Genomic DNA, 25,366 nt, shown 5'->3' with positions numbered 1-25,366 from the left:
AATATTTTTTAGAGATATAAAGCAACAACTACATATTAAATCTTTTATCGGAACTACCCAAAATGCCGTGATGATACAAATTTGGACTGCTCTGATCACAATTCTTATCTTAAAAGCGTTAAAAACACAAGCAAAACATCCTTGGTACTTGTCTAATTTAGTAGCCTTCATAAGACTTAACCTTTTTGTAAAGGTTAACCTCCATAAATGGCTCGACAATCCGTTTCAGAAAAAGCAACCTCCGCCAAATCAATATATACAAGGGGTTCTTTTTTGAATATTTACTTAAATATAGCGATAGGTATGTAAAATGGCTAAAATTTTTATGATACAAATTTATTTAGGACAGGATTGAAAAAGAATATAAACTAAAAACCCTGCGAATCTGGATTCGCAGGGTTTTTTACACATCTTTATAAAAATTACCTCTCTTTTAAAAGGGCATATTGTTTTTATTTATTACTTGCAATCCAGGTATTAATTTTATTTTCTAATAATGCCAAAGGCACACAGCCTGTTTCTAAAACTTGATTATGAAACTGACGAATATCGAATGTGTCTCCTAATTCTTTTTCTGCTTTGGTTCTTAATTCTCTTATTTTTAACTGTCCGATTTTATACGATAATGCTTGTCCAGGATTTGCCATATATCTTTCGATCTCAGAAATTATTCCTGCTTCTGATTCTGCTTCATTATCCAAGGAGTATTGTATTGCTTGCTCTCTGGTCCATCCTTTAGAGTGTAACCCTGTATCTACAACAAGGCGAATTGCGCGATGCATCTCTGCTCCTAAAGTGCCAAAATACTGGTAAGGATCGGTATACAATCCTAGCTCTTTACCTAATGATTCGCTATACAGTGCCCAACCTTCTCCGTAACCACTATACCAAAGTGTTTTTCTAAATTTAGGTAGCTCTGTACTTTCTTGGGTTAAGGATATTTGATAATGGTGTCCTGGTATGGCTTCGTGCAAAAATAAGGACTCGTCACTATATACGTTATATTTTTTTACGTCTGGTATTGGAGTGTAGAAAATCCCTGGTCGTGTACCATCTAGAGATCCTGGGTTATATTCTGCACTGGCAGAGTTTTCTCGAAATGCTTCTGTACGACGAACCTCAAATAATGTCTTCGGTTTTTTATCAAACAGTTTATCTATTTGTGGTTTCATACGATCATGTATGGTATTAAAATTATCGATTACTTGCTGTGGATCTGTAAAAGGCATTAATTCTTTTTTATTACGTACATGATCAAAAAATGATGTTAAGTCTCCGGTATATCCTACTTGCTCTTTTACTTTTTCCATTTCGGCAGAGATTCTGGCAACCTCAGAGAGTCCTAGTTCATGTATTTGCTCTGCTGTCATATCTGTTGTAGTATACAGCTTTATTTGATATTGATAGAATTCTTTTCCGTTAGGAATACCTTCGATTCCTGAAGTTTCTCTACCAGCATCCATATACTCTGTACTCATAAATTGGTGCAGGCCTTTGTATGCAGGAACAATCTTTTCTGTCATCATTTTGCTATACGCTTCGGTTATCTGTTTTTTATCTTCTTCAGAAAAATCTTCAGGAAAGTTGTTTACTGGGGTATAAAAGAGGTGTGTATCTAGATCGTCTACCGTTAATGCTTCTAGTTGTGGAAGTACTTTGACTATCAATGATTTTGGCAAGACATATCCTGCTACCATACCTTCTTTCATTTTTGCTTTGGCAGAGGTCATCCAATCTACATAACCATCCAATCGTTTTAACCAATTGTTATAATCTTGTACTGTTTTAAAAGGTTGCGCACTGGATCCACTTGCTAATTGTCCTACTTCTAAATTAATTGACCACATTTGATCAATAGGAAAGTACTCTTTTTTAAATTGAAATTTTTCCAGATTTCTATCACATTCCCAATTAAGGATAGCTTTGCTCATTTTTTCACTATCCGATAGTGTAGAGTCTTCAAACTGTGCTACCTGCTCTTTATACTTTTTATAATATGCTTTATACTTATTTACTGTTTCTTCGGCTAAAGGGTTAGAGAATTGATCATTAAATCTACTATCTCCTGTAAAAGTGGCTTGCACAGGATTAAGCTGTAAGCCTTCTTCATAATAGTTGTCCAACATTTGATTAAATCGATCGCTAACAGCAATCTGATCTACAGGTTTTTCTGTTGTCTTTTTCTCGTTTTTACAGGCTGTAAAAAGAATAGCTAGACACATTATAGCCAGTGTTTTTTTGATCATAACTAAGAGTTGTTTTTTGATTTAGGAAGGAAAGGTAACAAAATTAGCATTAAAAAAATGTGTTCTTAATATTCTGAAAATAAAAGGTTTATTTCATAAAAAAAACCTCACAGATCTTTCTATATCTGTGAGGTTTGAAATATAATATTATAGTTTAATTATAGCATTATATACTAAACTTATCTAAAGTGATTTTTATTTTTGCTGTTTTTTTAAAACAACCCTCTCCTTAAACTCTTTACAAAAAAAACAAAACGTTCAAATACTAAAGAGTACAATAACACGCTAAGAGTCAAGCCTCCTGCAATACCGTATATATTTCTTACAACTCCAGAATACCCAATAATATCTGTTGGAAACTTAAACAAAGAATGTAACTTCATTAAAAACTCTGTGGTTGGAGTAAAAACAAGAGTCCCTTTATCATTTGCATATCCAATCAAGCTGCATATTACAGCTAGAATAAACAGTAAAATAAATGTAGTAAAATAGGTAGACATGTTAATCTTTTTCATCTTTATATACTATTAAAAGTGATTATAATAAGTGTTTCTTAATACTGCGCAAGATATTATGGTTTGCAGGTTTATAAATCACAGTTAACAATGAAAACCTATATACTGAAAACAGGGGTATGAAGATTGTTTACCAAAGAGAAGATAATACCATTTATCATTTGAGTTTACTGGAATAAAATGTTTTTTTTATACTTTAATTTCAGAATAAATATAAACCGTATCCCAGCTATGCTTGATACCAGATCAAGTCTAATACGATTTACGAATAAAAATCTCGCATATAATCGTGTTCTTTTTCTACTATATTTTCTTCATAAAATGAAACAATGGCTATTCTTTAATTTGATTCATCAATCTAGCGAAAAACCTTTGCAATTATTTATACGCAATTCTCATCCGTAAATCGTATAACACAAGCTTTTCTTCTTCATTGAAAACAAAAAAATCTTTATTTTCTCTTCTAGTAAACTCAAACAATAACTGGTATAACTTTGTAATAATTCAGGTTTAACTTCTGTTCGATATAAGAAATTAATCAATAACCTCGGAGCAAGCTTACGAGGTATGCTTCTGAAAATATATTTTGTTTTTGAGGTTAGCCTGAAAAAATCAAACCTGACCATGTGGATTAAATAAGTATTTACTTACCTCTATAGATAAAAAATTAAGTCAGGTTCATAAATTCAAAAAAAATACTAATAATCAAACTTATAAGTAACACCTCCTAAGACTTGTATGCCTTGAACTGGAAAGTTAGCCCAACGTTCATAATTTTTGCCTAATAAGTTATTTCCTTTAACAAAAAAAGAGAGTTGATCATTTAAACGATATCCAAAATTTATATTGGCATCTAAATAAGAATCTAAAGTAAGTGTAGATCCAGAAACTGTTGGTAGTAAAGCAAATTGATTATTTATATCTTTTCGTTCTCCTACATAAAACAATTGTGCTCCAGCAAACCATTGGGTATTAATTTGATAATCCAAAAACACTGAAGATTTGATTTCTGGCATATTCCAGGCTTCTTGCTCCTTTTCTAAACTATAGTTAAAATACTCTCCAGAAACCCCTAACTTAAATTTTTTATTGATTTCAAAATTTAATTCTCCATATCCTTTTATGGTATTTATATCATCGTATCGGTAGGTAAACGAGTTTCCGTAATCATATCCTTCAAATTGAAGAACAGGTATGGTGTTGTTAACGAATAAAGGTTTCTTATCTTCTGAAATATAGCTTCCTCTAAAGTTATAACTTACCACATCGGATATTTTTCCTTTTAGTCCTATATAAGCATCATACATAGTGCTAGTTGGTATAATTTTTAGTGTAGGGGATACAAAAGGATTATTTTTTACTGCATCTCTATATGTGTTTTGCTTTAATCCTCCTTCTATTCCTCCATAAGCGATAACAGTCTCATCTATTAATCTATAGGAAGCTGTAATTTTGGGATAAATAAATAAATCACTGTCTTTGTTCTCTATATCCATACTATAATATAGTGCTGCCCCTAAATTTACAGTAAGATCATCTCTTAATATTACTAAACTTGGGTTTACTCCTAAGTTTAATATGTTATATGCATTAGGGGTTTGTTCTAAAACGCTTAAGTCTCTTTCAAAACCTCCATTTACATAATCTGCAATAAAATTAGCGGTAATTAAATTGTCTCCCATCTCAAATTCAAAAGTTGGTTTTGCTACTATATGGTGTTCTGTAGAACTAAAAGCGTCGCCAAAAAAACGATAGTTTAAAGATGCATTTTTAAAATAAAGGTCATCAAACTGAAGTTTTCCTCCTAATTTTGCTCCAAAATAACTTTGTTGCGGATCTATCGCGGCTATCTGTTCTTCATTTAATATTGGATTTTTTGGTAAACCATACCAGTTATACAATTGATGTTCTACGCCTGCTTCTATCCCGTATGTATAATCTCTGGTTCTGGAGGTGTAATTAAGGTCTAAAAAAGTATTATAGAATTTATCTTCTAATTTCACTTCTTTTATACCTCCCTGAGAAGAGTTATGGTGCAAATACAGCCCCATATTATCCGAGCGATTTATTTGAAAATTGCTATAAAACTCTGCAAGAACTGATGTAAAACTACCAAACCCTAACGTGGCATAGTTATCATAAATATCTATTGGTTTGGGTCTGTCTATATTTGCTGCTCTTCCTTTTTCTGGTGTATAGGTAGATGCTACCGGAACCGAAAAAATACTATATCGTATTTGCTTTTTTTGTTGGGTTACGGAGTCATTTACAACTGGGGTCGACTTTATCTTAAATGCATCACTAATTGTTGGTGTATATGTTTTAACAATAACTACTCGTTCTGTATCCAGAGTTTCTTCTTCTTTTTCTTGTGCTGATGCAACAGTGCATATTAGACTACTAAACAAAAGTACTACTACAGATTCGTAAAGTTTGCTTGAGGAAAAAGTATTAATCTTTTTAAAATATGTAAACATATAATATGGCTTGTTTGATGTCGAATTACTATTGTTCGGTTTGGATAGATGAATTTGTTTTTGCTTCTTGGGCTTTAATAGCTTTAAGTTCTATTTCTGCTTCTAAAATTACATCGGGGTAATCGGTAAAGTTTTTAATTACACTTTCCAAAATATAGGTTGCTTGATATGCATCTTTAAGTCCATAAAAGTTTTTTGCCATTAATATTAATCCTTTAGAACCATATAATCGATACCCAGAGAAATTTTTAGACAATTTTTGAATGGTCTCATTAGATGTTTTATAATCTCTATCTTGGTTTTTAAAATATGCATCATAATACAAAGCCTCTGCTGCCAACTCTCCTGTTGCTATTTTTTGTACTTCTGCATAGGCTGTTTTAGCTCGTTGCATGTCTAAGGTTTTAAAAGCGGCTCTTGCTGTAAAAATTTTGGCATCACTCTTTACCTCTTTTTGGATTTTAGGGTTTGCTAAAACTTTGTCCGCATATTCTATCGTTTTTTGATAATTTACTAGTTGGTAATGAGATTTCATCAAATTAGATTGTGCAAAAATTATGTTTTGAGGATAGTCTGCATCGCTTTCTAATCGCTCTAATACTGGGATTGCTTTTTTGTAGTTTTGTTTTTCTAGGTATATCTGAGATAATCTTGCTAATGCTTGCTCTGCAAACTCGGTTCTATCTTGTTGTAATACATACTCATAATGTGGCAATGCAGCATCTTTATCTCCTTTTTTGAAATATAATTGCCCTACATAAAAATGACTTTTTAAAGCATGTAATCCATTAGGGAATTCTCTTAAATATTTTTCTAAACTACTAATTGCAGCACCCTCTTTATTTTCTAAAAATTGTTTTTCTGCTGCTTCAAAAGAAGTGTTATCCAAATCTGCATCTGTAACATCTATAAAGCTTAATCCTTTTACCCATGATGCATACTCGTCTGTTCTTCCGAGGTCTACATAAATTAACCTTGCTGTATTTACTGCCTGAATTGACTCATCTGTACCTGGATATTCTGCTACTACTTTCTTAAATTTTGATAATGCTTTATCTCCATTATTAGCATTATAATAAACCAACCCTTGTTTTAATAATGCTTTTGGAACATAAGAACTTCTGGGAATATCCCGAATTAGGCGATCATAAGCTCCCAAACCTTTTTCTATTTTATTTTCTGAAATATAAACATCTCCCAAAGAGAACATAGCATCATCTCTATATGTGGATCGTGTATATGTTTTTAAAAACATTACCAGATCTTCTATCTTTTTGTCATGTTTATTTACAAAACCATAACTAATTGCTTTTTGATAGTGTGCATAGTCTGCATCTGCTCCATTTTGTTTAATTGCCAGATTATAGGCTTCCATTGCTGGCCAGTATTTACTGGATATAAAATGACTATCTCCTAATCTTAAGTAAGTATCTGACTTTCTAGCATCCTCTATATTTTCTTTTTTAGAATAGGATTCGAAATGCTTAGCTGCTTGTGGATATTGTTTTAATTTAAAATAGGTATATCCTAGATTATAATCTATATTATCAAACTCTATCGTTGTAGAGGATTGCTGAGTTTCATAAAATTGTTTAAAACCAATTAGAGCTTCTTCAAAATTACTTAACAAATAGTCACTTTCTGCTTTCCAATAAATGGCTTTAGCAGTAAATCTAGAGTTTACTTGTTCATTTAAAGATTTATCAAAATAAGATATTGCCTCTGCGTATTGCATTTCATTATATAGCTCAATTCCTCGGTAAAAAGCTACTTTTTGATATACTTCTTTATCAGCAAAGTTTCTACTCCCTTCTAGCAGATCCATTGCTTCTTTATAATTTTTAGAGGTGATATAAGAACTTATCAGTAATTCTCTAATTTCTTCTTCAAACTCAGTATTTGGATATTGTTCTAAATATCCAAGTAATACTTTTGGTGTACTTTGGTAAGAGTTACCTATTTCGTAACTTAATTTTGCATAATTATACGTAGCATCTTCTTTAATTTTTGCTTCATAGTCCATTTCTGAAGCATTTTTAAAAGCATGTAAAGCTTGTTGTTTTTGGTCTGTTTTAAGATAAGATTCTGCCAAGTGGTAATATGCATTTTGGGCAGTAGCATTATTACCTCCTACAATTTTATTGAATTCTGATATTGCATTTTGATAATCTCCTTGCTTATAATATGCATACCCTAGTAAATAATAATCTGTATTATTCCATTTTCCTTTTCGCCCTTTATATTCTTTTAAATACGGAATTGCTTTAGCGTATTCTCCAAGATTAAAGTAGCTTTCTCCTATGATTTTATTAAGTTCTGATTTTTCTGAAGGTTTAGAGTTTGGTAATTGCGTTAATCCTTCGTTTATAGCTTCCTGAAAGTTACCCGATTTAAAATTCATGTCGCTTTGAAAATAGGATAAATTTTTATTGTATTGATCTAAATCCTTTACTTCATCAAATAATTTGTCTGCTTCTTGATAATTATCGCCTTCATAAGCTATAAATCCTAAATAATATTTTGCTTTGGCGCTATATTCTGGAGAGTCTTCTACTTGAGTTAAAAACTTTTTAGCTTCATTAAATCGTTGAATTTTAAAATACGCATATCCATTATTGAAATTATATTTTTCTTTTTCATTTCGGCTTAAGTTACTTATATCTACTTTATCATACCATTTACGTGCGTATGCATATTTACCATTATCAAAATAATAAGTTGCTGCATCCAGATATGCTGCATTTCGTTTTATACTAGTTGGATATTGTACTACAAACGTCTCTAAAAGCTGATCTGCATCTTTTTGATTTAACCACACTGCACAATTAGCTATATAATAAGTACAATCTGCATCAACATTTTCATCGTTTGAAGCATTCTTTACTTTATCAAAAAGGTTTTGCGCTGCTAGAAATTGTTTATTATTATATAATTCTAATGCTTGATTATATAGCACTAATTCATTAGTATAAATTGCAGATTGCTGTGCAGATACTTGTGTATACAAAACAATCACAAAAAGCATCGAAATGATGTGTCTCATAAGAATATATTGTAAGATCTTTTAAAAACAATAAAGAAATCGCTACAAAAAATTTTCTTTTTTAGCCTTTATTTATTGATTTAATTAACCTTGATTTTAATTTAAAATAAATATCGTTTCCCGCGAATAAATTTCATGCTAAAGATACCCTAATCTTCGATTTAATAACGAAAGTTTATAAAGTTAATTACATAGGGCATTCATTATTATGAATTCTTTATGAATTTTAAAAATTTATTCTAAAACTATGTTATTTGTTTATATAAATCAAAAACTATTCGTTTACCTTATTTTTTTTAACTAAAAACTTTTTACTTTTACCAAATACTATTAATCAAGAATCAAAACTATGTCTAATACGGTATTAACCCTTAAGGATGCTTCTATATATCAACGTGAAAGTCTTATTCTTTCTGATGTTAATGTTGAAGTAAATAAAGGTGACTTTGTATATCTTATCGGTAAAACTGGAACTGGAAAAAGTAGTTTTATGAAAACTCTATATGGTGATATTCCTTTACTAAAAGGAGAAGGCAGCATTGTAGATTTTGATCTGCCGACCCTTCAAGAAAATCAGATTCCATTTTTAAGAAGAAAATTGGGTATTGTTTTTCAAGATTTTAAACTCTTAAATGACAGAACGGTTAAAGCTAATCTTTTATTTGTACTTAAAGCTACCGGTTGGACCGATGAAAAGGCAATGGATAGTAAGATTAATGATGTACTGGATAAAGTAGGTATGAAATCTAAGGATCTTAAATTTCCTTATCAATTATCTGGAGGGGAACAACAACGTATTGCTATTGCCAGGGCATTACTTAATGATCCCGAATTAATATTAGCGGATGAGCCTACAGGTAATCTAGACCCCCAGACCTCTGTTGAAGTTATGGAGGTGCTTAGGGATATCAATAAGAATGGCAATACTATACTTATGGCTACTCATGATTATGCTTTGTTACTTAAATATCCTTCTAAAACTTTAAAGTGTGATGGAAATAAAGTATTTGAAGTTGTGCAAAGAAAAGCATAAAAAGTAAAGGTATTAGTTCTAGAATACAGTCTATAAGATAAGTAATCAACCTATTTTTAGTCCGTTTTTGACTTTTAAATCTGGGGTAAGCAAAGTTACCTCTTTATCCTCTCCTACTGCTCCCAACACCAAACATTCGCTCATCATATTTGCTATTTGTTTTGGAGGAAAGTTTACTACCGCAACTACTTGTTTACCAACAAGCCCTTCTAAATCATATAGCTGTGTTATTTGTGCAGAAGTTTTTCTATGACCTAATTCACCAAAATCAATAATCATTTTATATGATGGATTTCGGGCTTCTTCAAAAACTTCAACATTTATTATAGTACCAACCCGCATATCCACTTTCATAAACTCTGACCATTGTAAACTTTTTTCCATTGTCCCTATTTTAGACTATATATTATTTTAAAATTTTTGTATTCAGCAAAATACCACTACCACAAGACAAAACAACAACCTAAACTAATAATAAAGGTGTTTAATGAAAATTTATTTTGTTTTCGATACTAATCGCTAGGAATTACTGTCTCTATAAGAGATTAAAAGTACAAAAAACAATTTTTAAGACAATTTATAAATAGAAATACCACAAAAAAACAAAGCAAACTCCTTAGTTCGGCAATGTTTTTTACGTATTTCAACGACTCAAATTGCTTTTTAACGACATTTTATTAACTTTAACTAGTTTACTTAAAGAATTATTCTTACTTTTGTAAAAGTGTTATACAATGATAAAGTACTTTTTTTGCCCTAAAAATATTGAATACCCCAATCGCATACCCCAAAATTTCGACAAAAAATCCTGAGCTAGTCTCGGGATTTTTATTTAAATAAACTTAGCTATAACCTGCGACACACAAATTAATCCTACTCTGTCATCTTAGATTTAAAAAATACATCCATCCCAACCTTCCTTCAAAGGAATGGGTCAAAGTCTCCCTTTGAAGGGGGATTTAGAGGGATGTTAATGGTAAGTCTAAAAATGAAATAAAAGCATATATAAGGTAACAAAATAAGATTAAAACTTGGGGCTTTATAAAAAAATAACCCCAGAGAAAAATTTCTCTGGGGTTATATATTAATGTAGTACAAAAAATATTATACTATCTTATTTCTTTTACGATCAACTTCGGTAAGAAATACTTTTCTCAATCTCAAATGATTAGGAGTAACCTCTACATACTCATCTTTTTGAATATACTCTAAAGCTTCTTCTAATGAAAACTTAATTGCTGGTACAATTTTAGCTTTATCATCTGCTCCTGAAGAACGTACGTTTGATAATTTTTTTGTTTTGGTAATATTTACCGTCATATCATCACCACGTGAATTTTCTCCAATAACCTGTCCTTCATATATATCCTCTCCTGGATCTACAAAGAATTTTCCTCTATCTTGTAATTTATCGATAGAATATGGAATAGCCGATCCTTTTTCCATAGAAACCAAAGAACCGTTAATACGCCCAGGAATATCTCCTTTAAGTGGTTGATATTCTTTAAATCGGTGTGCCATAATAGCTTCACCTGCTGTAGCAGTCAGCAATTGATTTCTTAAGCCTATAATACCTCTAGATGGAATCATAAATTCACAAACCATACGGTCTCCTTTAGCTTCCATACTAAGCATTTCACCTTTACGCATAGTTACCATTTCTACTGCTTTACCAGATACACTTTCTGGCAAATCAATAGTTAATTCTTCAATTGGCTCGCACTTAACCCCATCAATCTCTCTTATAATAACTTGTGGCTGACCAATTTGTAATTCGTATCCTTCACGACGCATAGTTTCGATTAGAACAGATAAATGCAATACACCTCTACCAAATACTATAAACTTATCTGCACTATCTGTATCATTAACTCTAAGTGCTAAGTTTTTTTCTAGTTCTTTTGCTAATCTTTCTTTAATATGTCTAGATGTTACAAATTTTCCATCTTTACCAAAGAAAGGAGAATCGTTAATCGTAAACAACATGCTCATCGTTGGCTCATCAATAGCAATCGTTTTTAATCCTTCTGGATTTTCAATATCTGCTACAGTATCTCCTATTTCAAAACCTTCTAACCCTACTAAAGCACAAATATCTCCTGCATCTACTTTTTCTACTTTCATTCTTCCTAAACCTTCGAAAGTATGAAGCTCTTTAATTCTTGATTTTTTTATAGATCCATCTCGTTTAACCAAAGAAACTTGCATTCCTTCAGTCAAAGTTCCTCTTTGTAAACGTCCGATAGCAATACGTCCTGTAAAAGATGAGAAATCTAAGGAAGTAATTAACATCTGTGGTGTACCTTCTTCTATTTTTGGTGCTGGTATATGCTCAATCACCATATCTAATAAAGGCTCTATATTATCTGTTTCATTTCTCCAGTCATCGCTCATCCAGTTATTTTTAGCTGAACCATATACTGTTGGAAAATCTAACTGCCACTCTTCTGCTCCTAACTCGAACATTAAGTCAAATACTTTTTCATGAACCTCTTCTGGTGTACAGTTTTCCTTATCAACCTTGTTAACTACTACACAAGGCTTCAGTCCAAGATCTATTGCTTTTTGCAAAACAAAACGAGTTTGCGGCATTGGCCCTTCAAACGCATCTACTAAAAGTAATACTCCGTCTGCCATGTTTAATACACGCTCTACTTCACCACCAAAATCGGCGTGACCAGGAGTATCAATAATATTAATCTTTGTTCCTTTATAAATAACCGAAACGTTTTTTGAAGTAATTGTAATACCTCTCTCTCGCTCTAGGTCATTGTTATCCAAAATTAAATCGCCTGTGTTTTCATTTTCACGAAATAATTGGCAATGGTACATAATTTTATCTACCAACGTAGTTTTACCGTGATCTACGTGAGCAATTATCGCAATATTTTTTATAGCTGTCATAAACGCCTCATTTTTAAGGCTGCAAAGGTAAGTTATATTTTGACAGGTTGTACATTAAAATTTGATTATTAAAAAAGCTTCACGTTTTCATAATACTAAACTCGCATTAACACCTATAAAACGCTCATTATCATTTTAATTACTATTCTTTCTAAATATGAATGTTTAGAAAGAAATTAGTTGTTTTTGTAATATAAGAATTAGCTTCAATTAAGAACCTCGGAACAAGCTCACGAGGTACACCTCCGAAAATACATTTTATTTTCAGGAGTATCTCTCAAAGAATTAGACCTTCAATGAAAGATTATAACTACCTCTAAATTTAAATTAATTTTTAGCTTATTAGCTCTCTATATCGAATACAAGTCTACCTCTCTGTTATAATCTAAACTTAATTATAGATTACTAAAATAATTCTCTAAAACTCAACAAGAGAGCATAACTATAAGGCTTTGATATTTCACACTAAATTTAACGTACTTTTACTACCAAATCTTTCCTTTGAATCCTGAATAAGATATATATTTGCCCCATTAAAAAACCCGTATGAATCTTTCTGAAATAAAAAACCTTAAAAATCTTGATGCTAACAATTTTTTTCTTTTGGCTGGCCCTTGTGCTATTGAAGGGGAAGAAATGGCATTACGTATCGCTGAAAAAGTAGTTACCATAACTTCAAACCTTAAAATACCTTATGTTTTTAAGGGGTCCTTTAAAAAAGCTAATCGTAGTCGGATTGATAGTTTTACAGGAATTGGTAATGAAAAAGCATTAAAAATATTACGTAAAGTTGGAGAAACTTTTGAAATTCCAACAGTTACGGATATTCATGAAAATGAAGATGCTGCACTTGCTGCTGAATATGTAGATATTTTACAAATCCCTGCATTTTTAGTACGCCAAACAGACCTTGTAGTTGCTGCTGCAAAAACAGGTAAAACAATAAACCTTAAAAAGGGGCAGTTTATGAGCCCTGAGGCAATGCAACATGCTGTAAAAAAAGTAAAAGATAGTGGTAATAATAATGCTATGATAACAGACCGCGGAACTATGTTTGGGTATCAAGACATGATTGTTGATTTTAGAGGGATCCCTACTATGAAACAATATGCTACTACGGTTCTTGATGTAACACACTCATTACAACAGCCAAATCAATCTAGCGGAGTAACCGGAGGCAGACCAGATATGATCGAAACTATAGCTCGCGCTGGTATAGTTACTGGTGTAGATGGTTTATTTATAGAAACACATTTTGATCCTGCTAACGCAAAAAGTGATGGTGCAAATATGTTACACCTAGATCACTTAGAAAAACTACTAAGTAACTTAGTCGCTATTAGACAAACTGTAATTAATCTTTAATATTACCCATTGAAAAAAAGTACTATTCTAATTTTCCTTTTATTAATAGCAGGAAAATACAAAACACTAGCACAACAAGATAATACCGACTCTAATCCTATAGGTAAAACAAAGGAAAAAACTAAAAACAAAGGAAAGGTCTATTTTTATTGGGGTTGGAATATTTCTCAATATAGTAGTTCTGACATTCGTTTTTATGGAGACAATTACGATTTCACAGTTCAAAACACAAAAGCTGAAGATAAAGTTGCTAAACCTATAGGCTATGACAAATACTTGAATCCGGGAAATATGACTATACCACAAACTAATGCTAGATTGGGGTATTATTTTCATGATAACTGGAATGCTTCTATAGGGTTAGATCATATGAAGTATGTAGTAACTCAATTTCAAACAGCACAAGTATCTGGGGATATTAATCTTACATCACAAAATGAAGGTTTCACTTCTTTTAATGGTGTTTATAATAATACAGATACTATTTTATCTGAAGAGTTTGTATCTTTTGAACATACAGATGGTTTAAATTATATTAATTTAGAAGTCGCTCGTGTGGATAATTTAGGCGATTATATTGGTTTAAATCCTGATAAAATACAAATTAATTTAACAGAAGGTCTGAGTGCAGGAATGCTTATCCCTAAAACAAATTCAAAAATTTTGGGAAAGGAAAGGTATGATGAATTTCATCTTGCTGGATACGGCATATCACTTAAAGGTGGTATTAACGTTACCTTTTTTAAATACTTTTTTATTCAGGCTGAAGTCAAAACAGGGTTTATAAATCTTCCTGATATACGAACAACAAAAAATAGTGCAGATAGAGCAAAACAGCATTTCTTTTTTTCGCAACAGAATATTACTTTTGGAGGAATTTTTAAAGTGTTTTAGATTCTCTTTTTAAAACATCCTTTTGAGGACAAACCTGAATATCTTCAGGTTTATACTATCAAAATAATATACTATTAAAAAAATACATTTATTAATTTGTATAATTGGATATTTTAAATTTACTTTGTTTTTCAAAGTACTTTAATATGCAGAAAGAAGAATATTTAAAAGACATTACTCAGATTAAAGACATGATGAATAAATCATCCCGTTTTTTCTCTCTTAGTGGGTTATCTGGAATAATGGCTGGCATCTATGCTCTTATTGGTGCCGTAATTGCTTACTATCTGGTGAGTATTAGCGGTAGGGAATACCTAATTTTGGATGGAAAAATATTTAATTATATCCTTATAGATCTTGTAATTGTTGCTACACTTAGTATTGTAACTGCTATTTTTTTAAGTGTAAAAAAAGCAAAGAAAAATGACGAAAAATTATGGAATGGCACTTCTAAAAGATTACTTATTGCTTTTTTGACCCCATTATTAACAGGAGGAATATATATTATCATTAAAATCACTAGTGATCATTACGGACTTACAGGTTCTCTAATGCTTATCTTTTATGGGTTGGCATTAGTTAACGCTTCAAAATATACTATCGGAAATGTAAAATACTTGGGATATATAGAAATTGTATTAGGCTTAATTTGTGCAATCTACCCTGGGTACGGATTTTGGTTTTGGGTATTTGGATTTGGTATAATGCATATTTTATATGGAAGTTTAATTTATTTTAAACACGATAGGTAACAATATACAATCAACCTTTTTTAAAACTATTTATCCCTTTTTAATTAATCAAACATCCATAAGCTTAATAAAGCGACAAAGAGAAAAATGAGCAGTATCATCAACAATATAAATAAAGCATTTGATCATAGAATTCGACTAGGAATCATGTCGATACTGGTAGTCAATGAATATGCAGACTTTAAAATGTTGAAAGAACTTCTTGGAGTAACCGATGGCAACTTAGCTAGCCATACAAAAGCATTAGAAAAAGAAGAATACATAAACGTTGAAAAATCATTTATAGGTAGAAAACCCAATACCAAATATTATGTCACAAAAAAAGGAAGAGATGCTTTCAAAAAACATGTAGAAGCAATCGAAAAACTATTAAATAGATAAATATATTTTTTTATCTATTTACTTTGAAATACAAAGTACTTTAAAAGCTAAAAATGAGAGCATTTATTTTAGAAACAATTTACAACTGGAGTAAAAAACCATATCAAAAATGGTTTAAGAAACAAGCACCTTGGGATATATCTGTAAAAGCACTTATTCAATTTCCTAAAAAAAGTCTGGGCTTTCATTTAGGATGCTTTTTATTAATGTATGATTTTAGCCCACAACCTAAATTAGAAAATCATGATGTTTTTCATGTATTAACAAATACTGGTATATCTGTTCCTGAAGAGATATCTATGCAATACTATTTATTAGGAAATGGTAAAAGAACTCTATATCTAATTTTTGTAATTTTTCTTGGCACCCTACTCTATCCAGATAAAATTAATCTTTTTAAAAACGCTTATTTGAAAGGAAAAGCAGCATATACCTTTCATCATCTGGATTATAAAAAATTATTACACCAACCCATATATAAATTACAAACTACATTTTTAATCTCGTCAATATGAAAATCAGACAACCCATAAACAAAAGCGCTCTTATAATTGCTATTGCAAGTTTTATTTTGGGGACCATACTTTTATTATTTTTTATAATCTCTCCATCCAATATATTAGTAGATATAGGTCTTTTTTACATTCTTATAGCTATTGTATTAAACACGATAACCTGTATAGAACTAATTACAAACTCTTTTATCAATTACCAACATAATAAAGAAAATCTAATTACAATTCTACTGATTACATTAAATATACCTATTGCCATTGGATATATTATTATTGTTTTAAATAATCCATTTAACAACCTTTTATAATGAATACTATACTACAAAATCAATTGCCTTTTATAAAAACATTTGTTGTTACTGTACTATTCAGTTTTACACTTTTATTAATACGAGTTATTAAAACAGATTCTACATTCTATTTATTTCTGGTTTGGAATCTTTTTTTAGCCTGTATTCCTTATGCTATAACGCTGATTTTATGCTCGCAAAAAACAAATTCATTTATTTTCTGGATTGGCTTTGCTTGTTGGCTGGTATTTTTACCAAATTCGCCATACATCCTAACTGATTTACAACACATTAAACTAAGTACTTTAGAATCTGTTTGGTTTGATGTTTTACTTATCTTGTCTTTTGCAATTAATGGGCTAGTAGCAGGTTTTGCATCATTATCGATAATACAAACTTCTCTTCAGAAAAAATTTTCAAATAAAATAGCAAATTTTATCGTCTATTTCATTCTACTCCTTTGTGGATTTGGAATTTATCTGGGGCGAGTATTGCGATGGAATAGCTGGGATATACTTCAAGATCCTACAGGACTTTTGTTGGATATCGCAAAAAGAATTCTATTTCCCTATCAACATATAAACACTTGGTTTTTTACAATAACCTTTGGTGTTTTTTTAATTATCATCTATAGAATGATGAATCACTATGAAATAAGAAAAATAAAATAACAAGCACTACAAATTTTAAAACTATGGAAAAACAAAAAAAATCCTTCGGACAATGGCTTAAAACCTCTATTACTATAAGAATGCTTATGGTAGGGATCTTAATTTTGGTTTTATTAATTCCGCTATCTTATATCAAAAGCTTAATACAGGAACGCTCGTACAGACAGGAAGAAGTCGTAAAAGAAATCAATCAAAAATGGGGAAATGAAGTTTTGCTATACGGCCCTATACTTAAGATCCCATACCAAGTACATAATCTAAAAAAAACATGGGATGACAAAACCAAATCCTATTCTGAAGAAGATATAATCACTATAAAACATGCGTTCTTCTTTCCAAACATACTAGATATAAAAGCCAATATAGAATCTGAGACTTTAGGAAGAAGTATATACGAATCTGTAGTATACACATCTAATATGAAAATTACAGGTTCTTTTACTACTCCAGTTTTCGAAACACAAGACATTAAAGAAACAGATATTTTATGGAATAAAGCTACTGTTGTTATAAATTCGACAAACCTAAAAGGCATACGCAGTAATCTAGAATTAAAATTAGGAGAGAGTAACTACCCATTACAATCCAGGTATAGTCAAAATTCTTATACAAACACTTTAGAAACCAAATTCCTTAAAGAAAATTCTCTACCTAAAGAAAAAGAAATACTTTTTAACTTAGATCTTGTTATAAACGGAAGTGAGCAGTTACGTTTTATTCCTGTAGGTCGAGAAACAAATGTCTCTATGACTTCGAATTGGGCATCTCCTAGCTTTAATGGCAATTATTTACCAAATACCAAAACTAAAGAAATCACCAAAGATGGCTTTAAAGCCAACTGGAAAGTACTACAAATAAACCGAGAATTTGAACAGGATTTTTTTGGCGAACTACCTCAAATAGACTCTTCTGCATTTGGAGTAAAACTACTTATACCAGTAGATGAGTATCAAAAAAGCGAGCGCGCAGCAAAATATGGGTACTTAGTGATAGCACTTACATTTTTAGTCTTTTTCTTGATACAAACGATTAGTAAAATTGATATTCATCCTTTTCAATATTTAATGATAGGGTTGGCATTAACAATGTTTTACACTTTATTGATTTCTATATCTGAACACTCCAGCTTTTTGCAAGCGTATTTAATTGCTGGTATTGCGGTAGTTTTTCTTATCTCTGCATACTCTAAGGCAATACTTAAAAGTTTTAAGTTTATGACCTTTATTGCCGCTTCTCTTGCCGCATTATACACCTTTATATTTGTCATCATACAATTAGAAAACTATGCTTTATTAGTAGGCAGTATAGGTCTTTTCTTAATACTTGGAGCTATAATGATGATATCCCGAAAAATAGATTGGAAAAATGAAGGAAATTAGTTTTCAAAAAAATAATATTAATTAATGGTAAAAAGTCGTGTTTCCTATTTTTGAAGCGCGACTTTTTACCTATTTTTAAATTTCAAAAAAAGAAACGAATGAAAAAGGGTATTTACATTTCCATTATTGCCTTAGCTACACTTCAGCTATTCTCCTGTAAAACAGATTCTAAAAATAACAAAAGCTTAATTAAAGAGATTACATTTACCAAAGAAGGTAAACTTTCTTTATTTGATTTAAAAGATTCGATCCCCAATCTTATAACCAAATTGGATATCGAAATAGCAGATGATGAATATCAAATCCAGACAGGTTTAATGTATCGAGAATCTATGTCAAACAACCAAGGTATGTTATTTATTTTTCCTGAAGAGACTCCACGTTCATTTTATATGAAAAACACAAAATTTCCTTTGGATATCATTTTTATCGATGCTAAAAACAAAGTAGTAAGTATTCAAAAAAATGCAAAACCATTAGATGAATCTTCGTTGCCATCTAAGGGAGCTGCTCAATATGTATTAGAGGTTAATGCTAAATTAACAGATACTTGGAATCTTAAATCTGGAGACTCTATTTCCTTTAGTAAAATATAAAAACAATTACTACTATTTTTTTTACGGTAAATCCTAAAGGCTCGAGGTTATAAATAAATTAATACAAATAAAAAATCCTTTCTGAACAAATTCAGAAAGGATTTTTATAGTTAAAATTATAAAAGAGATATTACTATTCTTCAATAGTCTCTTTTTCTTTAGTTTTTAAACCAACTTTACTTACCGTATCATACATTATAGGCGTTGCTATAAACAGGGACGAATAAGTACCTATAATTACACCTATTATTAAAGAGAACATAAACCCTCTTAGCGGCACTGCAAATACAAAGATTGCAATAAGCACTAGTAATGTAGTTAAAGATGTATTTAAAGTACGACTTAATGTGCTATTTAAAGCATCATTAACATTTCTATTCAGCACCCTTCCTGTATTTTCTTTAAAAAACTCTCTAATTCTATCAAATACTACCACCGTATCATTTAATGAATATCCTATTACTGTTAGTATTGCTGCTATAAAAGCTTGATCTATTTCCATATTAAACGGCATAAACTTATAGGTCAATGAGAACACACCTAATACGACTAATACATCATGAAACACTGCAGCAACAGCACCTAAACTAAATTGCCATTTTCTAAATCGTAATAAAATATACAAAAACACTACTATTAAAGATCCTAATACAGACCAAAATGCAGCTTGCTTTATATCATCGGCAATTGTTGGCCCCACTTTCATCGAAGACATAATACCGACTTGCTTATCTTCATCGCCGTTAGCAAATTCTTCATAAGTCAGTCCATCTGTTAGATAAGGTTTTAGAGCAGTATATAGTTTATTGGATATTTCAGAATCTATATCTTCTCCGGTTTCTTCAACCTTATACTTTGTTGTTATTTTTAATTGGTTATTAGCTCCTAAAGTTTTTGCTTGAGCGCTTTCAAATACAGCTACCAAATCTTTTTCTACTGTAGTAGGAACTACATCTTTAGCAAAACGAACGGTATATGTTCTACCTCCTACAAAATCAACTCCATAATCTAAACCTTGAGTAAACAAAGACCCTAATCCTACAAGGATGAGAACTCCTGATATGGCATAAGAAACTTTACGTTTCTTTAAGAAATCAATATTTACATTTTTAAACAGGTTCTTAGTCATTCCTGTAGAGAATGCTAATTCTTTACCATTTTTACCATATCCATCTATAAATAATCTGGTAATAAAAATTGCAGTAAATAAAGAAGTTAAAATACCTATTAATAAAGTAGTGGCAAAACCTTTAATAGGACCTGTACCTATTAGTAACAATATAAGTCCTGTAAGTCCTGTTGTTATATTTGCATCTAATATTGAAGATAAGGCATTACTGAATCCATCTTTTATTGCATCTGCTTGAGATTTTCCTTTACTTAGTTCCTCTCTAATTCTTTCAAAGATTAAAACGTTTGCATCCACAGACATACCAATAGTTAATACAATACCTGCGATACCAGGAAGTGTTAATACTGCTTTTAATCCAGCTAAAACTCCAAAAATAAACAATATATTAACTACCAATGCTATATCAGCAAAAGCACCAGCTTTACCATAGTAAAATATCATCCATATCAAAATTAACACTAATGCTATTGCAAAAGACATTACACCACTATCAATAGCTTCTTGCCCTAAAGATGGCCCTACTACTTCACTTTGAATAATATCTGCTGAAGCTGGTAATTTACCTGCTCTCAATACATTTGCTAAATCCTGACCTTCTTCGATTGTAAAGTCTCCTGTAATTTCACTTCTACCTCCACTAATTGCTCCAGTGGTTACTCCTGGTGCAGAATACACAACATCATCTAATACAATAGCAATCTGACTTCTTTGACTAAAAGCCTTACCAGTCATTTCTTCCCATTTTTTAGCTCCTTTACCATCCATTTGCATAGTTACAGTAACAATACCAACCTGATTGTATTCTTGTCTGGCATCTGTAATAACTCCTCCACTTAATTCTGGATCGTTATCTCGATTACCTTTTATTGCATATAAATCTAAAATTTCAGAATCTTTTACTGGTTTCCCCCATGCAAACTTTACAAAACGCTGTTCTACTGGCAATAATGCTCTAACTTTAGGGTCGTTAAGGTACGCCATAAACTGCTCTGCATTCTTCTTTTCTACAGATACAACTACAGGTCCTCCTTGTCTTCCTTGCCCTGCAATTAGATCAAAAAGAGGATTAACCTCAGTTTCTAAATTTGTCGAATCTTCTGCATCTTCTAACAAATCATTAATAGCTGCATCAGCATCTGTTTTTGTGGAATCTAATTGTATTGAATCTGTAACTTTTTCGCTTACTTCTTCTACTTCTATCTCATCTTTCTCAACAGTGTCTACCTGTTCTTTTAAAAGGTTATTAGCAGCAAACAAGAAGGAAAGAATTTCTTCAGATTTATATACATCCCAGAACTCTAATTGTGCAGTACTGGTAACCAACGATTTTACTCTTTCAATATCTTTTGCTCCTGGCAGCTCTACTAAGATACGACCAGACTCTCCTAAACGTTGAATGTTTGGTTGTGTAACCCCAAACTTATCAATACGCTTACGTAAAACTTCGAATGCAGATGTTACGGATTCGTCTATTTTTCTTTTTAGAATAGGCTTTACTTGCTCATTGGTCATGTCATAAGTGATATCATCACTTAAGTTTTTGTTTGCAAAAATATCTGGTGAAGCTAATTTTGCGTCTGGAATTTTATCAAATTCTGTAAAAAAATCTTCTAAATAGGTATTCTGACTATCCTTTTGTGCTTCATCTGTCGCTAATAAAGCTTGATTAAATGAAGGATCTTTAGATTTATTTGCAAGTCCACTTAAAATATCTTTTACAGAGATTTGTAAAATAACATTAATTCCCCCTTTAAGATCTAGACCTTTGTTTAACTCTTTATCTTTTGCTACATTATAGGTTATCCCTGCAAAAATCTCTTCTTTACCAATAGAATCTAAATAAATGCGCTCTGCGGTTTCCCTAAATTTCGAATAGTTTTCTACATTATCAGGGTACTGTTGTTTTGCATAAGCCTCAGCTTCTTTCTCTTTTGTGTAAGCTATGTAAGTATATGACAGCTGGTAAATACACACCAAGCCAAATAAGACAGCAAACAGCCTAACAAGTCCTTTATTTTGCATTATTTTTTTATTTTTTTATAATCAAACCTTCTATAAAGAGTAGTTATATAGGATTTGATAATTATTTTTAATTATTTTAACATTAATAGATTAAGCTTTATCATAATAATGACATAAGCTATATTAAAAGTTAGCAATGACTTTAAAAAAGGTATTAACCCTTCTTCATTTTAAACTTTTAACAAAAACAATTTTTTTGTATTTGGGAATTTCTTGAAACTTTGAACTCCAATCAAGAGATTGGTCCAGCTCTTACTTCTGGTATATTATGAGAAGCGTTATCTATTGCTATTGCAATATTTGCATGTACTATTTGGGCTACTTTTACAAGCCTGTCTATATAACTTTCATCAACATCAGAAATAAAATTGCAGGTATTAGAGCTAGAATACTCCCCCTGTTCATTTTTTATTTCTAAAACATATTTACCAATAAAGTCAGAGGACAACTCTGTACTTTTTTGAATTTCATAAACATCTAAATTATAATCTTTTGAATTTTCATTTAAGGGAAAAGAATCCTTATCTTCATTATCATAAAAAATAGGATCTAACTCTACGTTTCTCTCTTTAGAAAGTATTTTTTTTATATCCTCTACATCTACATCACTGTAATAAGTAATTTTAAGCTTACCATTTTTTAACTCTTCTGATACTCTGGTATTTTTTATCCCTATAGATTGCAACTGTTTTTTCACAATAGCAATCGCATTTTGAGCTTCTAAAGAAGTGATCTCGATATCAACAAATTCTAATACAATCTCTTGATTAGGCACAACGGTTTGCTGTTGAATAACAACAAGCAATGCTAGTGTAGCAATTAAAATACCGAAGTACCATTTTTTCTTCATCCCGCAAATATAAAAAAATAAAAACTGCATTTCTTAAAGTCTTCAAACAAATATTTATTACAAATCCTAGAACAGCTTCAAAACGTAAAAAAAATCCTAAATCTCTTTTAGGCAAAGGCTTTGTTAATTTAAAACCTTATTTGTAAAAAGTGTTTAAAAACAACTAGAGCTACTCAAAAAGTAGCTCTAGTTAAATTTTATTATCCGAATGAGTTATAACTCTAACAATCCATTTGTTTTTTTAACTCCTTCTGCACTCTCTGCTAGTTTAGTTTTTTCTGCATCACTAAGCTCTATTTCTACAATTTTTTCAATTCCATTTCTACCTAAAACTACTGGTGCTCCAATACACAAATCATTTAATCCGTATTCTCCTTCTAACAGTACTGAACATGGATATATTTTCTTTTGATCACAAGCGATTGCCTGTACCAATCCAGACACTGCCGCTCCTGGCGCATACCATGCTGAGGTACCTAATAATTTTGTTAATGTAGCTCCTCCTACTTTTGTATCCTCTGCTACTTGTTGCAATCTATCCTCAGAAATAAACTCTGATACAGGCACACTATTTCTAGTTGCTAATCTAGTTAACGGCACCATTCCTGTATCACTATGTCCTCCTATAACCATTCCATCAACATCTGAAATAGGAGCCCCTAATGCTTCAGCAAGTCTATATTTAAAACGTGCACTATCTAAAGCTCCACCCATTCCTATAATTCTACTTTTAGGAAGATCTGTAGCTTTATGTACTAAGTAAGTCATCGTATCCATAGGGTTACTAACTACAATAATGATTGTATTAGGAGAATGCTCAATTAAGCTTGTAGCTACTGTTTTAACGATTCCTGCATTTATACCTATCAACTCTTCTCTTGTCATTCCTGGTTTACGAGGAATCCCTGAGGTGATTACAGTAATATCACTACCTGCAGTTTTAGAGTAATCTCCTGTAGTACCTGTGATTTTAGTATCGAATCCGTTTAAAGATGCTGTTTGCATTAAGTCCATTGCTTTTCCTTCTGCATATCCTTCTTTAATATCTAATAACACTACTTCAGAAGCAAAATTCTTTATCGCTATATATTCTGCGCAACTAGCACCCACCGCACCAGCACCTACTACTGTAACTTTCATCGTTTTATGTCTTATTTTGATTAATATTTATACTTTATACTGAAATAACTTCAATACCCTCGCGAAAATACAAATTCTTTGATGAATTAATTAACAAATAGACTGTTAATTACCAGCCAAAATTAAGCCCTAGAGAAAAGTTATTATAGTTTTGAAGGGTATAATCTAAGTTTGCACTAAAAATACCAAATTTAGCTTTTGCTCCTATAGATGCTTTTACACCTTTTGTTTTACTCTTTACACTTATTGGGTTTTCAATAGTTTGTGATCTTAATGGTCCTTTTTGAATTTGATAAACCCCTAATACATCTGCATTACTAGAACCAAAATAATAACCCAACCCGCCATAAACATTAAAAACAGGAAATTTGGTAGATACGATACTTGTAAGTAACCAAGAATTTGTAACTAAACGTACTTCCCTGCCTGTTCCTAAAACACTATCATCTCCTTCGATATCATAAAAACCTTTTACATTAGTATACCCTAACAATGCAGAAAGATGTACAGGCCACCTCTTTAATGGAAAAACCCAATCTGTAAATTCGTGTTGAAAAGCAACACCATACAATTGTATCTCTGCACCTTGCACTGCCTTAATTTTTGGTAAAAACCGTATTTTAATTTCAGTACTTTTAATCAAACCTAAAGATCCTTGAATAAATCCACTTGGTAAAGAGTTAGTTTCTGAATCCCCTATACCATTTGGCAACACTACTTCTACTTCTTCTGGAGTTCCTTCATTAAAAACAACAGTTATATCATTTTGACTTGACCCAAGAGCATTACTAACACTTTGACTATTAGATCCATCTCTAAATGTTAAGCCTGTATACTCTGCAGTATTCATTATAAATGATTGTTTTTCCTCCCTCACGAAAGAAAGATTACCGACAATGCCAGCCTCAAAATGCCATAGTTTTTTTGTCTTTGCTGTACTATACCATCCATTTGACATAGCATTTACCAAAGACTCTCCTGCTGACGCAAAATAATCTTTACTAAATCTTTGTGCATTTTCAATCCCAATTTCTAGAATTTGATCAATCTCTGTCTGTGCATAACTGATATGATTAAGTAGTAGCACTAATAGCAAAGTACATTTTTTCATAAGATTTGGATTTAACACCAATTAAATTTTAAATTACAAACATGCAATTT

At 31.2% G+C, this 25,366-nt stretch carries 20 protein-coding genes and 1 pseudogene; 11 read left to right on the top strand and 10 right to left on the bottom strand.

The genetic code is table 11. From position 1 onward, the window contains the following. Positions 1-277, top strand: a pseudogene (locus H527_RS0115935) (IS4 family transposase); the annotation flags it as partial. Positions 278-452: 175 nt separating this feature from the next. Here H527_RS0115935 and H527_RS0115930 read toward each other — a convergent pair. From H527_RS0115930 to H527_RS0115915, 4 genes are all read right to left on the bottom strand, one after another. After that, entirely contained in the window at positions 453-2,246 is a 1,794-nt protein-coding gene (locus H527_RS0115930; protein ID WP_035088432.1) for a DUF885 domain-containing protein, read from the bottom strand. Positions 2,247-2,458: 212 nt separating this feature from the next. Then, on the bottom strand, positions 2,459-2,761 hold the full coding sequence (locus tag H527_RS0115925) for a hypothetical protein (RefSeq protein WP_155837921.1): 303 nt from the start codon (positions 2,759-2,761) through the stop codon (positions 2,459-2,461). Positions 2,762-3,459: 698 nt separating this feature from the next. Next, positions 3,460-5,238, bottom strand: coding sequence for a TonB-dependent receptor (locus tag H527_RS0115920; protein WP_051316819.1), 1,779 nt, complete (start codon positions 5,236-5,238; stop codon positions 3,460-3,462). 28 nt (positions 5,239-5,266) lie between these two features. Further along, positions 5,267-8,281 (bottom strand): tetratricopeptide repeat protein, encoded by a 3,015-nt coding sequence (locus tag H527_RS0115915; protein ID WP_027413618.1) that lies wholly within the window; start codon positions 8,279-8,281, stop codon positions 5,267-5,269. Positions 8,282-8,630: 349 nt separating this feature from the next. Here H527_RS0115915 and H527_RS0115910 point away from each other — a divergent pair, with 349 nt between their 5' ends. Next, entirely contained in the window at positions 8,631-9,314 is a 684-nt protein-coding gene (locus H527_RS0115910; RefSeq protein WP_027413617.1) for a cell division ATP-binding protein FtsE, read from the top strand. A gap of 45 nt (positions 9,315-9,359) precedes the next feature. Here the strand turns inward: H527_RS0115910 and H527_RS0115905 are convergent, their stop codons facing one another. Together H527_RS0115905 and typA are read right to left on the bottom strand one after the other, a co-directional pair. Beyond that, the gene (locus H527_RS0115905) at positions 9,360-9,698 is read right to left on the bottom strand and encodes a tRNA-binding protein (RefSeq protein ID WP_027413616.1); all 339 of its coding nucleotides are present in this window, start codon (positions 9,696-9,698) and stop codon (positions 9,360-9,362) included. A gap of 720 nt (positions 9,699-10,418) precedes the next feature. Beyond that, the gene (gene typA / locus H527_RS0115900) at positions 10,419-12,218 is read right to left on the bottom strand and encodes a translational GTPase TypA (protein WP_027413615.1); all 1,800 of its coding nucleotides are present in this window, start codon (positions 12,216-12,218) and stop codon (positions 10,419-10,421) included. 546 nt (positions 12,219-12,764) lie between these two features. Between typA and kdsA the strand changes: the two genes are divergently transcribed. The 9 genes from kdsA (at position 12,765) to H527_RS0115855 (ending at position 19,061) form a co-directional block, all read left to right on the top strand. After that, positions 12,765-13,583: a 3-deoxy-8-phosphooctulonate synthase gene (gene kdsA / locus H527_RS0115895; protein WP_027413614.1), complete on the top strand. Its 819-nt coding sequence runs from the start codon at positions 12,765-12,767 to the stop codon at positions 13,581-13,583. Positions 13,584-13,592: 9 nt separating this feature from the next. Continuing rightward, entirely contained in the window at positions 13,593-14,477 is an 885-nt protein-coding gene (locus H527_RS0115890; RefSeq protein ID WP_081414626.1) for a hypothetical protein, read from the top strand. 146 nt (positions 14,478-14,623) lie between these two features. After that, on the top strand, positions 14,624-15,229 hold the full coding sequence (locus H527_RS0115885) for a hypothetical protein (protein ID WP_027413612.1): 606 nt from the start codon (positions 14,624-14,626) through the stop codon (positions 15,227-15,229). A gap of 87 nt (positions 15,230-15,316) precedes the next feature. Further along, positions 15,317-15,610 (top strand): winged helix-turn-helix domain-containing protein, encoded by a 294-nt coding sequence (locus H527_RS0115880; protein ID WP_027413611.1) that lies wholly within the window; start codon positions 15,317-15,319, stop codon positions 15,608-15,610. Between the two features lie 53 nt (positions 15,611-15,663). Continuing rightward, complete coding sequence (locus tag H527_RS0115875; protein ID WP_027413610.1) at positions 15,664-16,125, top strand: hypothetical protein; 462 nt, start codon at positions 15,664-15,666, stop codon at positions 16,123-16,125. Then, positions 16,122-16,433, top strand: a complete 312-nt coding sequence (locus H527_RS0115870; RefSeq protein ID WP_027413609.1) for a hypothetical protein — start codon at positions 16,122-16,124, stop codon at positions 16,431-16,433. The genes H527_RS0115875 and H527_RS0115870 overlap by 4 nt, the downstream gene beginning before the upstream one ends. Continuing rightward, the gene (locus H527_RS0115865; RefSeq protein WP_051316818.1) at positions 16,433-17,086 is read left to right on the top strand and encodes a DUF1361 domain-containing protein; all 654 of its coding nucleotides are present in this window, start codon (positions 16,433-16,435) and stop codon (positions 17,084-17,086) included. The genes H527_RS0115870 and H527_RS0115865 overlap by 1 nt, the downstream gene beginning before the upstream one ends. A gap of 23 nt (positions 17,087-17,109) precedes the next feature. After that, complete coding sequence (creD, locus tag H527_RS0115860) at positions 17,110-18,465, top strand: cell envelope integrity protein CreD (protein ID WP_027413607.1); 1,356 nt, start codon at positions 17,110-17,112, stop codon at positions 18,463-18,465. Between the two features lie 98 nt (positions 18,466-18,563). Then, the gene (locus H527_RS0115855) at positions 18,564-19,061 is read left to right on the top strand and encodes a DUF192 domain-containing protein (protein WP_027413606.1); all 498 of its coding nucleotides are present in this window, start codon (positions 18,564-18,566) and stop codon (positions 19,059-19,061) included. Between the two features lie 133 nt (positions 19,062-19,194). Here the strand turns inward: H527_RS0115855 and secDF are convergent, their stop codons facing one another. The 4 genes from secDF to H527_RS0115835 all read right to left on the bottom strand — a co-directional run bounded on the left by secDF (position 19,195) and on the right by H527_RS0115835 (position 25,316). Beyond that, positions 19,195-22,215, bottom strand: coding sequence for a protein translocase subunit SecDF (gene secDF / locus H527_RS0115850; RefSeq protein WP_027413605.1), 3,021 nt, complete (start codon positions 22,213-22,215; stop codon positions 19,195-19,197). 232 nt (positions 22,216-22,447) lie between these two features. Beyond that, positions 22,448-23,065, bottom strand: coding sequence for a hypothetical protein (locus H527_RS0115845; protein WP_027413604.1), 618 nt, complete (start codon positions 23,063-23,065; stop codon positions 22,448-22,450). Positions 23,066-23,278: 213 nt separating this feature from the next. Beyond that, positions 23,279-24,205, bottom strand: coding sequence for a malate dehydrogenase (mdh, locus tag H527_RS0115840; RefSeq protein WP_027413603.1), 927 nt, complete (start codon positions 24,203-24,205; stop codon positions 23,279-23,281). Between the two features lie 109 nt (positions 24,206-24,314). Then, positions 24,315-25,316 carry a DUF6588 family protein gene (locus tag H527_RS0115835; protein ID WP_027413602.1) on the bottom strand — a complete coding sequence of 334 codons (1,002 nt, stop codon included), beginning with the start codon at positions 25,314-25,316 and terminating at the stop codon, positions 24,315-24,317. Positions 25,317-25,366 lie beyond the last annotated feature (50 nt).

This window comes from Aquimarina muelleri DSM 19832 (genome assembly GCF_000430665.1).
Classification (GTDB): domain Bacteria; phylum Bacteroidota; class Bacteroidia; order Flavobacteriales; family Flavobacteriaceae; genus Aquimarina; species Aquimarina muelleri.
Note: the sequence above shows the minus strand (reverse complement) of the source record. Positions and strands in the feature narration are given on the sequence as shown.